Origin of the sequence: Mycobacterium angelicum, from assembly GCF_002086155.1 — a bacterium.
GTDB classification, from domain to species: domain Bacteria; phylum Actinomycetota; class Actinomycetes; order Mycobacteriales; family Mycobacteriaceae; genus Mycobacterium; species Mycobacterium angelicum.
In genome coordinates this window covers 54,552-70,046 of the sequence record NZ_MVHE01000025.1, presented here as the reverse complement: position 1 = coordinate 70,046, position 15,495 = coordinate 54,552, and the positions used below count along the sequence as shown (strand labels likewise).

The window sequence follows — 15,495 nt, the reverse complement described above, 5'->3', positions numbered from 1 at the left end:
GGGCCACCGCGGGGATGGGCGCCACGGCTGGGATGGGAGCCACCGCTGGCACTGGCGCGACAGCCGGCACTGGGGCGACGGCCGGCACTGGGGCGACGGCCGGCACCGGGGCGACGGCCGGCACCGGGGCGACGGCCGGCACCGGGGCGACGGCCGGGACGGGGGCAACACCAGGAACGGGGGCAACTTCCGGTACCACCGCAATCAGTGGGGCCCCTGCCGGCACCGCTGCACCGCCCGGCCCGGGCACCACCATGGGAACCCCTGACATGTCGGTGAGTGGAGCCGCGCCTGGAGCACAGCTGCCGGCGGCCGCTGGGCCGCCGCCAGGCGTCGCTCCGCCGCCGGGTGTCGCGCCACCTCCGGCGCCGCCGGTTCCCGCTCCGCCGCCGCCTCCCGCTCCGCCGTAGGCACAGCACATTGCCGGGCCACCCGCAGCCCCGCCGCCGCCGGCTGCCGGTGCACCCGCGCCGGGCGCACCATCGCCCGACATTCCTTGCATGCACGCGTATCCGCCGCCCGTTATCAGCGGAGTGGCCCCCGCAACAGGGCTCAGCGAGATCGCAGCCCCGCACAAGCCGGCGCCGGCAGCAATGACTTTGAAGTTGAATCGATCAAAGATCGTCATCAACGTCAACTCCTTTTATTCGCGCTCACCTATTCCGCGTTCATGTGGTCCGCAGCGCCATGCCTTACCGACGTCGGTTGCTGAGGACCGGCCCAATTGTTAGCCGTCGACGTGATACTCAACACGCGCCGCACCGTGCCGTTTCCAAATGGTGACGTTTGGCCCGGAATGGCCGGCTCACGCAGCGCGGCGCAGCTGTTGTTGCCTGGTCAGGCGGTCGAATCTGCCAATAGCGCGCTGTGACAGCGGCTTACGTGGCTGCGCCGGGGTGTGCTTTGCGCCACACCGCGGCGGTTTAACCGCGGGGGCTTTGGTGAATCACATAGGGTTTCGCTCAGAAGGGCATCACGGATGGTTGTCACATACGTCCGTCGGTGCCCTTCAACCATTTCTGCCCAGCCCGGTCACGGTTTGGTCGGCTCATCTAGGCTGACGGCCAGCAGTTGTTCAACCGAAGACCACGAGGGAGAGACAAGTGACGGTCCGGGTAGGCATTAATGGGTTTGGTCGAATCGGACGCAACTTCTACCGGGCGCTATTGGCCCAGAAGGAGCAGGGCCCCGGTTTTGCGGGGGCTGACATCGAAGTAATCGCCGTCAACGACATCACCGACAACAACACGTTGGCGCACCTGCTCAAATTCGACTCCATCCTGGGCCGGCTGCCTTACGACGTCAGCCTCGAAGGCGAAGACACCATTGTTGTCGGGCCCCACAAGATCAAGGCGCTCGAAGTCAGGGAAGGCCCCGCCGCACTCCCGTGGGGCGACCTCGGCGTCGACGTCGTCGTCGAGTCCACCGGGCTGTTCACCAACGCGGCCAAGGCGAAAGGCCATCTGGACGCCGGCGCCAAAAAGGTGATCATCTCTGCGCCTGCCACCGACGAGGACATCACCATCGTGCTGGGCGTCAACGACGACAAGTACGACGGCAGCCAGAACATCATCTCCAACGCCTCGTGCACCACGAACTGCCTTGCGCCGCTGGCGAAAGTGCTCGACGACGAGTTCGGCATCGTCCGGGGTCTGATGACCACCATTCACGCCTACACCCAGGACCAGAACCTGCAGGACGGCCCGCACAAGGATCTGCGCCGGGCTCGCGCCGCGGCGCTCAACATCGTGCCCACCTCCACCGGCGCGGCCAAGGCCATCGGCCTGGTGATGCCTAACCTCAAGGGCAAACTGGACGGTTACGCGCTGCGGGTTCCGATCCCCACCGGCTCGGTCACCGACCTGACCGCGGAGTTGTCCAAGTCGGCGAGTGCCGAAGAGATCAATGCGGCGATGAAGGCTGCCGCCGACGGCCCGATGAAGGGCATCTTGAAGTACTACGACGCGCCAATCGTGTCCAGCGACATCGTCACCGACCCGCACAGCTCGATCTTCGATTCCGGCCTGACCAAGGTGATCGCCAACCAGGCCAAAGTGGTGTCCTGGTACGACAACGAGTGGGGTTACTCCAACCGGCTCATCGATCTGGTCGCACTGGTCGGCAAGTCGCTCTAACCGTGAGCATCCCAACTCTCAAAGACCTTCTCGCCGAAGGCGTTTCGGGTCGCGCCGTGCTGGTGCGCTCCGATCTCAACGTCCCGCTCGACGAGGACGGCGCCATCACCGACCCGGGCCGCATCACCGCGTCGGTGCCGACGCTGAAAGCGCTGCTCGACGCCGGCGCACGGGTGGTTATCGCCGCTCACCTGGGACGCCCCAAGGACGGGCCGGACCCGAAACTGTCGTTGGCGCCGGTCGCCGCGGCCTTGGGCGAACAACTGGGCCGGCACGTGCAGTTGGCCGGTGATGTGGTGGGCACCGACGCGCTTGCCCGCGCCGAGGGCCTGACCGACGGTGACGTCCTGCTGCTGGAGAACATCCGCTTCGACAAGCGCGAAACCAGCAAAGACGACGGCCAGCGCGTTGCGCTGGCTGAGCAGCTGGCCGAATTGGTCAGCCCGGGAGGCGCTTTCGTATCCGACGGCTTCGGCGTGGTGCACCGTAAGCAAGCCTCGGTCTACGACGTCGCGACCCTGCTGCCGCACTACGCCGGAAAATTGGTCGCCGACGAAATCAAGGTGCTCGAACAGTTGACCAACTCCACCGAGCGGCCTTATGCGGTGGTGCTCGGCGGATCGAAGGTGTCCGACAAGCTCGGCGTTATCGAGTCGCTGGCCACCAAAGCCGACAGCATCGTGATCGGCGGCGGGATGTGCTTCACTTTCCTGGCGGCACAAGGGTTTTCGGTGGGCAAGTCGCTGCTGGAGACCGAGATGATCGACACCTGCCGCAGGCTGCTGGACACCTACCACGATGTGCTGCGGCTGCCCGTCGACATCGTGGTCACCGAGCAGTTCGACGCGGACTCGCCACCGCAGACCGTGGAAGCGGGCGCCATCCCGGGCGACCTGATGGGCCTGGACATCGGGCCCGGCTCGATCAAGCGGTTCGCCAAGTTGTTGTCCAACGCCCAGACCGTCTTCTGGAACGGGCCGATGGGCGTGTTCGAATTCCCCGCTTATGCCGCGGGTACCAGGGGTGTGGCCGAGGCGATCGTCACCGCGACCGGAAAGGGAGCTTTCAGCGTGGTCGGCGGCGGCGACTCGGCCGCCGCGGTGCGTGCCCTGGGCATCTCCGAGGGTTCGTTCTCGCACATCTCCACTGGCGGCGGCGCGTCGCTGGAATACCTTGAGGGCAAAGCGCTTCCAGGTATCGAGGTGCTTGGCCGCGAGCAGCCTGGCGGAAAAATGGGGGAGGAGAATTCGTGAGCCGCAAGCCACTGATCGCCGGCAACTGGAAGATGAACCTCAACCACTTCGAGGCGATCGCGCTGGTGCAAAAGATCGCGTTCTCGTTGCCCGACAAGTACTACGACAAGGTCGATGTGACGGTGATCCCGCCGTTCACCGACCTGCGCAGCGTGCAAACCCTGGTCGACGGCGACAAGCTGCGGCTGACCTATGGCGCCCAGGATCTGTCGCAACACGACTCGGGCGCCTATACCGGTGAAATCAGCGGTGCGTTCCTGGCCAAACTGGGCTGCAGCTTCGTGGTCGTGGGGCACTCCGAGCGGCGCACCTATCACAACGAAAACGACGCGCTGGTGTCCGCCAAGGCCAAGGCTGCGCTCAAGCACGAGCTGACGCCGATCGTCTGCATCGGCGAGCACCTCGAGGTGCGCGAGGCCGGAAACCACGTGTCCCACAACGTCGAACAGCTGCGTGGCTCACTGGCCGGGTTGTCGGCCGAGCAGATCTCTCAGGTCGTCATCGCCTACGAGCCGGTCTGGGCGATCGGCACCGGGCGCGTCGCCAGCGCGGCGGACGCCCAAGAAGTGTGCGCGGCCATCCGGCAGGAGTTGGCGTCGCTGGCCACATCCGGGATCGCTGAATCGGTGCGGGTGCTCTACGGCGGCTCGGTGAACGCCAAGAACGTCGGCGAGCTCGTCGGCCAAAACGACATCGATGGCGGCCTGGTCGGCGGCGCGTCCCTGGATGGAGAGCAATTCGCCACGCTGGCAGCCATCGCCGCCGGCGGGCCGCTGCCCTAGGCGGCCGGCCGCTGCCCTAGGCGGGCCGGCGTGTCACCCGCCCGCGAGTGGGCGCGACATCACTCTGGGCGTAACGCCGTACCGGGGCACGACGCCACCGCGTCCGGTCCCCGTTTGAGCCAGCGCCGGCATCCCCGGCACCCCTGGCGCCGCAACGTCGCCGGCCGGCAGCGTTGTCATCGGCGTGCCCTGTAGTGCCCTTACCGGGTTGGCCGCCGGTGCGGTCCAGGAGGGCGGCACCGACATCTGCCCGACGTAACCGGCGCCGCGCAACGACGCGGATACCTCGCCAAGTCCGCTGCCCAGCCCGCCCCGGGACGCCGCATCGGCGATGGTCTTCACCGAGTTCGTCAGTGGTCCTAGCTCGCTCGGCAGAGCCTCGGCCGCCGGAGCCGCGGCAGTGGACAGGATGCCCAGGTTCTTTTCCGCCCCGATGAGCCCGGTACCCATCGAGTTGATGTTGTTGATCGAGCTGATCGTTGCGTAAAAGGCCATGATGCCGTCGAGGAAGGTGAAGTCGTCGCTGACGATGGAGGGCATCGGCAACGAGTTGATGAATTCGCCTGCCCCGACGAGAAATGGCGTCAGCTCCGGTGCGATCGGTATGAGCAACGTCCCGATCTCTATCAGCAGGTCGCCGATCCAGTTGCCGTCGTCGGCGACGGCGCCCACCGCGGCTTGGGCCACGGCCGTGGCCTGCGCCGGCAGGCCAGCGGGGTTGGTCGTCTGCTGAGGCGAGGTGAATGGCGTCAATGTCATTGCAGCCAAGGAGGTTCCGGCATAGTCGTGCATCGCGATTGCATCCGTGGCCCACATCTGCGCATAAGCGAACTCCGCGGCGGCGATCGCCGTGGCGTGCTGACCGAAGAAGTTCGTTGCGGTCAGCCACAGCAGCTGCGCGCGGTTGGCGGCGATGACTTCCGGCGGCACGGTCATCTCGAAAGCCTGCTCATATCCTCGCGCGGCCGTCGTAGCCTGCGCGGCAGTTTGCAGCGCGTGCGCGGAGGTTGCATCCAGCCACTCGACGTAGGGGATGGCCGCGGCGATCATCGCCACCGACGACGGACCCTGCCACTGGAAACCGGTGAGCTCTGACATCACCGATCTGTAGCCCTCCGCGGTGGCCTGCAATTCTGCGGAGACCCGCGCCCAGCTGTCGGCGGCGGCCCGCAGCGAGACCGACCCCGGACCGGTGTAGATCAACTGGGAGTTGATTTCCGGCGGTAACATCGCAAAATCGGTGAACATTGCGCCCTGCCTCCCTGGGATGGCCGTTACTTTTGCCGGACCATAAATTCCACGGAGTATCGCCAGGGTCAACAATATCTGTGTTGAATGATTTTAATTTCGTCGAGCAATTTGATGAACGAGCGGCGCAATGTACAAAGCTTGGACAGCCGGGTCGCCACGGCACCCGGATTGCGGTGCGGCGATGTCCAAAATGTTTACACGAGCGAATTTGCAACGAGGGCGACGGATTATGGTGCCCTCGGCGGTACGGGAAGCCGCCAAATGCTCGAAATAGGGAATGCTTAATTGCCGTTTGTCAAGGCGCATTCCTTTTGGCTGTCGGATGGCCGGGCGTGCGCATTCGCGTCGCGGTCAGCAGGGCAGCTGTCTGGGCTTGGTAGGCTGCCGGTCATGGAATTGGCTCTGCAGATCACCTTGGTGGTCACCAGCGTGCTGGTGGTTTTGCTGGTGCTGCTGCACCGCGCCAAGGGTGGCGGTCTGTCGACGCTGTTCGGTGGTGGCGTGCAGTCAAGCCTGTCCGGTTCGACCGTGGTGGAGAAGAACCTGGACCGGTTGACGCTGTTCATCACCGGCATCTGGCTGGTGAGCATCATCGGTATGGCACTGCTGATCAAGTACCGCTGACGCTGACGGCCGGTTGATCGCTTTCTGAAGAAGGTCCGGGCCTACCCAGGCGCTCCAGGTGTGCCGAACAACTGCCCGCCGCTGCCGCCGACGCCGCCGGGAGCGCCGGAGCCTCCCGTGCCGCCGTTGCCTCCGTTGCCGATCTGCCGCGCGTCGCCGCCGTTGCCGCCGTTGCCGCCCGCCCCGACGTTGATCGCGCCTTTACCGCCGCCGCCGCCATTGCCGCCGTTGCCGTACAGCAGTCCGCCCGTGCCGCCGTTGCCGCCGCTCCCGCCCGTTGCGCTTTGACCGCTGTTGACAGCGTCGCCCGCGGCGCCACCTGCGCCCCCGGTGCCGCCGGCGCCGATCATGCGGGCGTCACCGCCGGCCCCGCCGACTCCGCCGCCCCCGCCAACACCGGTATTGCCCGGAGCCGCGCCGCCGGTCCCGCCAATACCGCCGGCGCCGCCATTTCCGTACAGCATTCCGGCGACACCACCGGTCCCGCCGGCTCCGCCGACACCGCCGGTGCCCGTATTGCCGCTGGCCTTGCCGCCGGCACTGCCGGCTCCGCCGGTCCCACCATTGCCGGACAGCATCCCACCGGCACCGCCAGACCCACCGGTCCCACCGGCACCGCCGATGCCCGAGCCGCTGGTGGCAGCGCCACCTTGTCCGCTCGCCCCACCCGTCCCGCCGTCGCCGATCAGTCCGGCACTGCCGCCGTTACCACCAACGCCACCCGTGCCGCCGCTGCCGAGGAAGGTACCGCCGGCCCCACCGGTGCCGCCGGAACCGCCGGCGCCGCCGTGGCCGTACAGGATCCCGCCCGTACCGCCGGCGCCGCCGTGGCCACCGGTACCGCCAAAGCCGGAGAGGGCACCGGTGTTGCCATTTCCGGCCGCGCCGCCGGCCCCGCCGGCAGCGCCGTCGCCGAATAACCCGGCGGCGCCACCGTTGCCGCCGCTGCCGCCGCTGCCTCCGATCAGGATGCCGTTATCGCCGCCGGCCCCACCTTGTCCACCGATCCCAGCGGTGCCCTGCAGCAGTCCCGCGGCGCCGCCGTGGCCTCCGTTGCCGCCGGCCCCGGCGCTGGCAGTCGGCACGTCCAACCGGCCCGCGCCGCCGGCACCGCCGCTGCCGCCGTTGCCGAGTAGCCCGGCGGCGCCGCCGTTACCGCCGTTGCCGCCGTTGATGGAGGTGGTGGGAGAGGTCAATCCGGCACCGCCACTGCCGCCGTTGCCGCCGTTGCCGTACAGCACTCCGCCGTGGCCGCCGCTGCCGCCGGCCGCACTGGCGCCGCCGGTTCCGCCGGCGCCCCCGGCTCCGACCAGGCCGGCGTCGCCGCCCCGTCCGCCGGCCACGCCCGCCGTGGTGCTGTCCCAGCCGTGACCTCCATTGCCGTAGAGCAAGCCGCCGGCCCCTCCGTTGGGGTTCGAGGCGGTGCCAGCCGTCCCGTCGCCGATCAGCGGGCGTCCGAACAGCGCTTGGGTGGGTGCGTTGACCGCGTTCAGCAGGTCCTGCATGGGCGAGGCGGCGGCCGCCTCAGCACCTGCATACGATCCTCCGGCGCTGCTGAGCGCCTGCGTGAACTGGTTATGAAACGTCGAAACCTGAGCGCTCAACGCTTGGTAGGTCCGGGCGTGCCCGGAGAACAGCGACGCCACCGCCGCCGACACCTCGTCCGCGCCGGCCCTCAGCACCCGGGTAGTCGGAAGCGCTGCCGCCAGATTTGCCGCGCTTAACGCCGAGCCCAGGCGCTCCAAGTCCGTCGCCGACGCGGTAAACATCTCCGGTACAGCTAAGACGTACGACATCGCTGTCCCTTCCCAAGCCCGAACATGGATTTCGACAGGTGGCTACACGGTAGCCAGTTCTGTGCCCGGTTTTTGCGTTTCGCGGCACAACCAGTCGGTGGCTGACCTACCAGGAGGAGCGAAGTATCCGGGCGGCACCGATACTGGGTCACATGGTTGAGGCTCCCGACAGCGCACTGGAACCCATCGGCGACGTCCACCGGACGAAGGTCGGACGCGAGGCGACCGAGCCGATGCGCGCCGACATCAGGCTGCTCGGCGCCATCCTCGGCGACACCGTGCGCGAGCAGAACGGCGACGAGGTTTTCGAGCTCGTCGAGCGGGCCCGGGTGGAATCCTTCCGGGTGCGGCGCTCCGAGATCGATCGCACCGAAATGTCACGCATGTTCGACGGCATCGATATCCATCAGGCGCTGCCGGTCATCCGCGCGTTCACGCATTTCGCATTGCTGGCGAACGTCGCCGAGGACATCCACCGTGAACGCCGCCGCGGTGTTCACGTCGCCGCGGGCGAGCCGCCGCAAGACTCAAGCCTGGCCGCGACGTATCTGAAACTTGATGGCGCCGAACTGGATTCGGCCACGGTCGCCGAGGCCCTCAAAGGTGCGCTGGTTTCTCCGGTCATCACCGCACACCCCACTGAAACGCGGCGGCGCAGCGTATTCGTCACCCAGCACCGCATCACCGAATTGATGCGGCTGCACGCGGAGGGGCACACCGAGACCCGCGACGGCCGCCCCGTCGAATCGGAGTTGCGCCGTCAGGTGCTGACGTTGTGGCAGACCGCCCTGATCCGGCTTTCCCGACTGCAGATCAGTGACGAGATCGCCGTCGGGCTGCGGTTGTACCCGTCGGCGTTCTTCGAGGTGATTCCGCAGGTCAACGCCGAAGTGCGGCAGGCCCTGCGGCAACGTTGGCCGGATGCCGATCTGCTGTCCGGCCCCATCCTGCAGCCCGGCTCGTGGATCGGGGGCGACCGCGACGGAAACCCGAATGTCACCGCCGACGTGGTGCGGCTGGCCTCCGGCGGCGCGGCGTTCACCGCCCTGTCGCACTACCTGGCCGAACTCGACCAGCTCGAGCAGGAGTTGTCGATGTCGTGGCGGCTGCTGACGGTGACCGACGAGCTGGCCGCACTGGCCGAGGGTTGCGCAGACAACGCCCGCGCCGACGAGCCGTACCGGCGCGCGCTGCGGGTGATCCGCGCCCGCTTGAGTGCGACGGCCGCCGAGATTCTGGATCAGCAACCGCAGCATCTGCTCGACCTGGGCCTGCCGCGGTATGCCACACCCGCCGAATTGCGGAGCGATCTCGACGTCATCGACGCGTCGCTGCGCACACACGGCAGCGCGCTACTGGCCGACGACCGGCTGGCCTTGCTGCGCGAAGGCGTGCACGTCTTCGGTTTCCACTTGTCCGGCCTGGATATGCGGCAAAACTCCGACGTGCACGAGGAGGTGGTCGGCGAGCTGCTGGCCTGGGCCGGTGTGCACCCGGACTACAGCTCGCTGCCCGAAGAGCAGCGCGTCGAACTGCTGGTCGCCGAACTCGGCACCCGCCGTCCGCTGATCGGAGACCGGGCGCGGCTTTCCGAGCTGGCCAGAAGCGAGCTGGACATCATCGCCGCCGCCACCCACGCGGTCGAAACATACGGTCCGGCAGCCGTTCCCAACTATGTGATCTCCATGTGCCGGTCGGTATCGGACATGCTGGAAGCGGCGATCCTGCTGAAAGAGGGCGGCCTGCTGGACGCCTCCGGCGACGAACCGTACTGTCCGGTTGGCATCTCGCCGCTGTTCGAGACGATCGACGATCTGCACAACGGCGCGACGATTCTGCAGGCGATGCTGGAACTTCCGCTGTACCGGGCGCTCGTCGCGGCCCGGGGGGAATCTCAAGAGGTGATGCTCGGTTACTCCGATTCCAACAAGGACGGGGGATATCTCGCCGCCAACTGGGCGGTCTACCGCGCCGAACTCGCCCTGGTGGAAACAGCCCGCAAGAACGGAATCCGGTTGCGGCTCTTCCACGGTCGCGGCGGCACCGTCGGGCGCGGCGGGGGACCGAGCTACCAGGCCATCCTGGCCCAGCCACCCGGAGCGGTGAGCGGCTCACTGCGTCTGACCGAGCAGGGTGAGGTGATCGCCGCCAAGTACGCCGAGCCGCAGGTGGCCCGGCGCAACCTGGAGAGCCTGCTGGCGGCCACCCTGGAGTCGACGCTGCTGGATGTCGAGGGCCTCGGTGACGCAGCCGAGCCCGCCTATGCGGTCCTCGACGAGGTGGCCACCCTGGCGCAGCGCTCCTACGCCGAATTAGTCCATGACACACCGGGTTTCGTCGATTACTTCAAGGCGTCCACACCGGTCAGCGAGATCGGGTCGTTGAACATCGGCAGCCGGCCGACGTCACGGAAACCGACGGAGTCGATCTCGGATCTGCGCGCCATCCCGTGGGTACTGGCCTGGAGCCAGTCACGAGTGATGCTGCCCGGCTGGTACGGCACCGGCACGGCGTTTGAGCAGTGGATAGCCGCAGGCCCGGAGAGCGAAGAAGAACGACTGGAGACGCTGCATGAGCTCTATCAGCGCTGGCCGTTCTTCCGCAGCGTGTTGTCCAACATGGCACAGGTACTGGCCAAGAGTGACCTCGGCCTGGCCGCGCACTACTCCGAGCTGGTGGCCGACGAATCGTTGCGGCGCAGGGTTTTCGACAAGATCGTCGACGAGCATCACCGAACCGTCGCCATGTACAAGCGGATCACCGGCGAGGATGACCTGCTGGCCGACAACCCCGCGCTGGCCCGTTCGGTGTTCAACCGGTTCCCTTATCTGGAGCCGCTGAATCACCTGCAGGTGGAGTTGCTGCGCCGTTATCGCTGCGGCGAGGACGACGAATTGGTGCAGCGCGGCATCCTGCTGACGATGAATGGACTGGCCAGCGCGCTGAGAAACAGTGGGTGACAGTCCGGCTCAACAAACCGCGGCAACCGGCGGCGGGCGGCTCGCCTCGGCGGACGGCCGGTCCAGGTCGCGCAGCGAAGGCAGCGCGCAAGCAATCAGGCCGGTGAGTGTTATCGGCACCGACAGCGCCAGGAATGTCGTGGTAAGTCCTGCGGCGTCGGTCAACGGACCGGCCACCAACAAGCCCAGCGGGCCCGCGGCGTAGGGCAGCGAGGTCATCACCCCGACCACCCGGCCGCGCAGTTGGTGCGGGGCCCGGGTCTGCATCACAAAGTTGTAGATCGGCCGCATGGGCCCGTAGACCAGCCCGATCACCGCGCAGAGCAGCAGGATGACCGGCAACGGCGGTAGCACTGAGATCGCCGCCATCGCCACCCCCAGCGTCAAGGTCGCGACCAGCATCACCGGACGCCGGCGCATCTGCTTGGACAGCACCGCGTAGCCCACTGCGCCTGCCAGACCACCTACGGCGAGCGACATCAATACCCAGCCAAGCTGGGCCGGCTGGTGCCGGTCGGTGAAGTACTTCGGAAACAGCACGCTCTCTATTGGCAGGTACAGCGAGGTGACGCACAGGTCGATGAGTGCCAGCGAGCGCAGCACGCGCAGCTTCCAGACGAAACGCAGCCCCTCGGTGATGCCGGAGGTCAGCCCTTGCGGACGTGTCGTATGGCACGGCTTGTCGGCGCCCGCCAGCCGTAATGGGGCCGTGGTGAGGATGGACACGGCGAACGTTCCGGCGGTGATCCACATCGTGGTGACGCCGCCGACCGTGGCGATCATCAAGCCGCCCATTCCCGGACCCACGATGAAGGCCAGGTTGATGATCGCCTCGTGGGTGCTGTTGACCCGGTCCAGCGACCATCCCGCCTGCGCGGCCGCCTCGGGCAGCATCGAGTCGCGCGCCGTCATTCCCGCTGGGCCGAATGCGGCGGTGCCCGCCGCCAGCACCGCCAGCACCGCGGCGTTGACCGCGTTGCCGCCGAACAGCCAGGCGATAACCGGAACGGCGGCCACGGAGGTACCGGACAAGAAATCGGAGACCAGCGAAACCCGGCGGCGGCCGAAGTAGTCCACCGCGGTGCCGGCGATCAGCGTGGAGAACAGCAGGGGCAACGCCGTCGCGCAGGCAACGATCGACGCCTGGCCCGCGCTGTTTTGGCGTTGCAACACCAGCCAGGGAAAGGCGACTATCGAAACGCCGTCGCCCGTCGACGCCATCAGGGTGGCGAACAAGATCATCAACAACGGTTTTCGGCTGCTGTGCCTCATTGATGGCGGCGCACTTTCACGCCGACGCGGGTTCGGCGATCAGCGCGCGGCACGTGCCCGTCGGGCTTTCGGGCGATGCGGCTCGACGATCCGGGACAGCTCGGCTCCTATCACCTGTCGCAGTTCGGCCTCGCTCAGGTCGTCGATGCCGGTCGCTTTGCGCAGCACGGGTTCGAACAGCCGCCAACCGAATTGCAGCGCAAGCGCATTGGCGACGGCGATCCTGGCGCTGGCGTCGCTGTCGTGGCGCGGACGCACATTGTCGAGGAGCTGGTTGACGGTCGGGAACGATTTCTGCAGCTGGTCCGCCGGATAGCCGTCGAGCAGCGTCCGGGCCAAGACCCGCATGTGCAGATCCACCGCCCGGTCGACGACGTCGGCTGGCGCTTCGGAGTGCAGCACCTCGGCCATATTCGTGCCCAGGTGTTCGAGCACCGCACCGACCAGCTGCTCCTTGTTGCCGATGTAACGAAACACCAACCCCTGGTTCACTTTTGAACGAGTGGCGATATCTCGGATGGACGTCGCTGCGGGGCCCCGCTCAGCGAACAAGTCGCCGGCGGCCTCCAGGATCGCAGCCACCATCCGTTCGCGCCCCTTGGGCATCTTCCGGGCCGGGGTTGCTGATTTGGTAGTCATGTGACTACCATACCCAATCTGGTAGTCGTTTGACTACTCCCGCCGTCTCAGGAGTAACTCGCTTATATGACGATTGAATTGACATCAAGGTCGGTCCGCACCCAGGGTTGGTGCGAGAAGCGTTGGCCGACGGGCTCGCTGAGCCCACGGATTGCCGAGTATGTGAGCCAGACAACACCCGTCACGCCGTGTCTGATCCTGGATCTTGATGTCGTCGCGGCGCGGTACCGGGCTCTGGCCAAAGAGCTTCCGCACGCGGATATCTATTACGCGGTCAAGGCCAACCCCCAGCCCGAAGTGATCGCGTTGCTGGCCCGGCTCGGTTCCTGCTTCGATGTGGCGAGCCCGGCGGAAGTGGAACTGTGTCTGCGACTCGGTGCGCGGCCCGAATCGCTGTCCTACGGCAACACGACCAAAAAGCGCAGCGACATCCGGTTCGCATTCCAGCGCGGGGTCAGGCTGTTTGCCGTGGACAGCTGCGGCGAGGTGGAAAAGATCGCCGACGAAGCGCCCGGCAGCGACGTCTTCTGCCGGATCCTCACCTCAGGGCAGGGGGCGCAGTGGCCACTGAGCCGAAAGTTCGGCTGTGCCTCCGACATGGCCGCCGATCTTCTGCTGCGGGCCCGCGACCTCGGCCTCAATCCCCGCGGCGTGAGTTTTCACGTCGGATCGCAGCAGGGTGACGTCTCGCAGTGGGGCAAAGCGCTTAGGCGGGTCCGCCAGGTGTTCGACCGCGCCGCCGCAGCGGGGCTCAACCTCGACCTGATCAATTTGGGAGGCGGATTCCCTGCTCAGTATGTCGACAAGATTCCGCCGATCGAGGTCTACGGCAAGGCCATCCGGGACGCACTCGGGGCTCGCTTTCCGGGTGGGCTGCCCCGGCTGATGGTGGAGCCCGGCCGCTACATCGTCGGTGACGCCGGTGTGCTCTTCAGCGAAGTCATCTTGGCGTCGCGCAAAGCATATGAAGACGACGAACGCTGGGTGTACATCGACGTCGGTGTGTTCGGCGGCCTGGCCGAGACGCTCGACGAGGCCATTCGCTATCGCATCGTCACCAACGGTGACGAAAACCGCAGCGGCCCAGTCGTTCTGGCCGGCCCGACCTGCGACAGCGCCGACATCATGTACGAACGCAACAAGTACCAGCTTCCGCTTGATCTCCAGCCTGGCGATGTCCTGGCGATGCTCAGTGCCGGTGCCTATACCAGTGTCTACTGCAGCGCGGCATTCAACGGTTTCGAACCGCTGCCGCTGCATTGCATACCGGTGAGTGAACAGCCCGCGAGCGCCGACTACCTGGAAGAGGTCTGCTAGCTGTGAATCTGGTTCCCGGTCGCGTCCTGGTCATTGGCCTTGGCAGCGTCTCGCGGTGCACGCTGCCGCTGCTGTTCAAACACGTCCCGCTCGATCCGAGCAACTACACCGTGATCGATTTCGGTGATCCGGGCGACGACGCGCGTTGGGTCAAGGATCAGGGCGCGCACTTCTTGCAGCAGCGGATCACCAAGGACAACTACGCCCGCATATTCGCCGAGCACGTCGGCCCCGGAGACCTGATCGTCGACCTGGCCTGGAACCTCGAGACCGCGGCGCTACTCGACTGGTGCCACTCACATGGCGTCCGTTACGTCAACGCTTCGGTCGAATTGTGGGATCCCTACGCGGGTTTCGGCACCGAGCCGCCGGTGCAGCGGACGCTCTACGCGCGTCAGATGGCCCTGCGTGACATGTATGCCACCTGGGGTGGCAACAAGGGCCCAACCGCGGTTCTCGACCATGGCGCCAATCCCGGCTTGGTGTCGCACTTCGTGAAAGCGGCACTCGACGACATCGCCGATCTGTGGCTGGCCGAGCGGGCCACCGCGGGACGGGGACGTGACCTCGTCGAGGCGGCCAGGCGAACCGGCACCTACAACCGTCTGGCGCAGCACCTGAACGTCGCGGTGATCCACATTTCCGAGCGCGATACCCAAATCAGCGCAGAACCCAAGCGCGTCAATGAGTTCGTCAATACCTGGTCGGTCGAGGGCTTCTATGAAGAGGGCATCGCACCGGCTGAAATGGGTTGGGGCACACACGAACGCACCTTGCCGCCGGGCGCCCAGACCCATGACCGCGGTCCAGGCAATCAGATCTGTCTGGCCCGGCCGGGCTGCCGCACCTGGGTGCGATCGTGGGTGCCGTCGGGCGACATCGTCGGCATGGTGATCAGACACGGCGAGGCGTTCTCGATTTCGGAATCGCTCACCGTGGAAACCGGTGGCATCGTGGTATACCGGCCCACGGTCCACTACGCCTACTGCCCGGCCGATGCCGCCATCGCGAGCCTGCATGAGATGCACATGCGCAACTACGTGCTGCAGCCCAAACATCGAATCATGGGCGACGACATCGTCAGCGGGCGTGACGAACTCGGTTGCCTGCTGATGGGCCACCCGTTCGGCAGTTGGTGGATAGGTTCATTGCTCGACATCGATGAGTCCAGGGAACTCGTGCCACACCAGAACGCGACCACGGTCCAAGTCGCCGCGGGACTGCTTGCGGCGGTGCAATACGTGATCGAGCAGCCCGAGCGCGGTGTCTGCCTGCCCGACGACCTGCCGCATCGCTTTGTCCTGCAGCACGCGATGCCCTACCTCGGTCCGTTCATATCGCAGCCGGTCGACTGGTCGCCGCTGCAGAACTTCGTCGACCCGTTCAATGGCGGCAGTGAACTCACCGATGCCGACATGTGGCAATTCCAAACGTTTTTGGTCAGCGAATCCCGGTAACGGGGGACC

Annotated in this window: 12 protein-coding genes; 7 read left to right on the top strand and 5 right to left on the bottom strand. The window is 66.5% G+C overall.

The window, feature by feature from the left end; all coding sequences use genetic code 11:
- Nucleotides 1-628 (bottom strand): hypothetical protein (locus BST12_RS16205; RefSeq protein WP_211281285.1); only part of this gene is annotated, 628 nt, incomplete at its 3' end.
- Nucleotides 629-1,103: 475 nt separating this feature from the next.
- On the opposite strand from BST12_RS16205, the gene gap reads away from it, so the two are divergent.
- From gap to tpiA, 3 genes are read left to right on the top strand one after another with little or no spacing between them, the layout of a single operon-like run.
- Nucleotides 1,104-2,135 (top strand): type I glyceraldehyde-3-phosphate dehydrogenase, encoded by a 1,032-nt coding sequence (gene gap, locus BST12_RS16200; protein ID WP_083114138.1) that lies wholly within the window; start codon nt 1,104-1,106, stop codon nt 2,133-2,135.
- Nucleotides 2,136-2,137: 2 nt separating this feature from the next.
- Complete coding sequence (locus BST12_RS16195; RefSeq protein ID WP_083114137.1) at nt 2,138-3,388, top strand: phosphoglycerate kinase; 1,251 nt, start codon at nt 2,138-2,140, stop codon at nt 3,386-3,388.
- Complete coding sequence (gene tpiA / locus BST12_RS16190; RefSeq protein WP_083114136.1) at nt 3,385-4,170, top strand: triose-phosphate isomerase; 786 nt, start codon at nt 3,385-3,387, stop codon at nt 4,168-4,170. The genes BST12_RS16195 and tpiA overlap by 4 nt, the downstream gene beginning before the upstream one ends.
- A gap of 33 nt (nt 4,171-4,203) precedes the next feature.
- Here tpiA and BST12_RS16185 read toward each other — a convergent pair whose 3' ends face one another.
- Nucleotides 4,204-5,418 (bottom strand): PPE family protein, encoded by a 1,215-nt coding sequence (locus BST12_RS16185; protein ID WP_083114135.1) that lies wholly within the window; start codon nt 5,416-5,418, stop codon nt 4,204-4,206.
- A 393-nt stretch (nt 5,419-5,811) separates the two neighbouring features.
- Here BST12_RS16185 and secG point away from each other — a divergent pair, with 393 nt between their 5' ends.
- Nucleotides 5,812-6,045 carry a preprotein translocase subunit SecG gene (gene secG / locus BST12_RS16180; protein ID WP_067408932.1) on the top strand — a complete coding sequence of 78 codons (234 nt, stop codon included), beginning with the start codon at nt 5,812-5,814 and terminating at the stop codon, nt 6,043-6,045.
- 41 nt (nt 6,046-6,086) lie between these two features.
- On the opposite strand, the gene BST12_RS16175 is transcribed toward secG, so the two are convergent.
- Nucleotides 6,087-7,841 carry a PE family protein gene (locus BST12_RS16175; RefSeq protein ID WP_083114134.1) on the bottom strand — a complete coding sequence of 585 codons (1,755 nt, stop codon included), beginning with the start codon at nt 7,839-7,841 and terminating at the stop codon, nt 6,087-6,089.
- Nucleotides 7,842-7,993: 152 nt separating this feature from the next.
- Between BST12_RS16175 and ppc the strand changes: the two genes are divergently transcribed.
- On the top strand, nt 7,994-10,801 hold the full coding sequence (gene ppc, locus BST12_RS16170) for a phosphoenolpyruvate carboxylase (RefSeq protein WP_083114133.1): 2,808 nt from the start codon (nt 7,994-7,996) through the stop codon (nt 10,799-10,801).
- A gap of 9 nt (nt 10,802-10,810) precedes the next feature.
- Here the strand turns inward: ppc and tap are convergent, their stop codons facing one another.
- Nucleotides 10,811-12,073, bottom strand: coding sequence for a multidrug efflux MFS transporter Tap (gene tap / locus BST12_RS16165; protein WP_083114132.1), 1,263 nt, complete (start codon nt 12,071-12,073; stop codon nt 10,811-10,813).
- Nucleotides 12,074-12,112: 39 nt separating this feature from the next.
- Nucleotides 12,113-12,712 carry a TetR/AcrR family transcriptional regulator gene (locus BST12_RS16160; protein WP_083114131.1) on the bottom strand — a complete coding sequence of 200 codons (600 nt, stop codon included), beginning with the start codon at nt 12,710-12,712 and terminating at the stop codon, nt 12,113-12,115.
- Nucleotides 12,713-12,874: 162 nt separating this feature from the next.
- Here BST12_RS16160 and BST12_RS16155 point away from each other — a divergent pair, with 162 nt between their 5' ends.
- Together BST12_RS16155 and BST12_RS16150 are read left to right on the top strand one after the other, a co-directional pair.
- A complete protein-coding gene (locus tag BST12_RS16155; RefSeq protein WP_211281284.1) occupies nt 12,875-14,029 on the top strand; it encodes a type III PLP-dependent enzyme in 1,155 nt (384 codons plus the stop codon).
- Nucleotides 14,030-14,031: 2 nt separating this feature from the next.
- On the top strand, nt 14,032-15,486 hold the full coding sequence (locus BST12_RS16150) for a saccharopine dehydrogenase C-terminal domain-containing protein (RefSeq protein ID WP_083114130.1): 1,455 nt from the start codon (nt 14,032-14,034) through the stop codon (nt 15,484-15,486).
- Nucleotides 15,487-15,495: the final 9 nt, after the last annotated feature.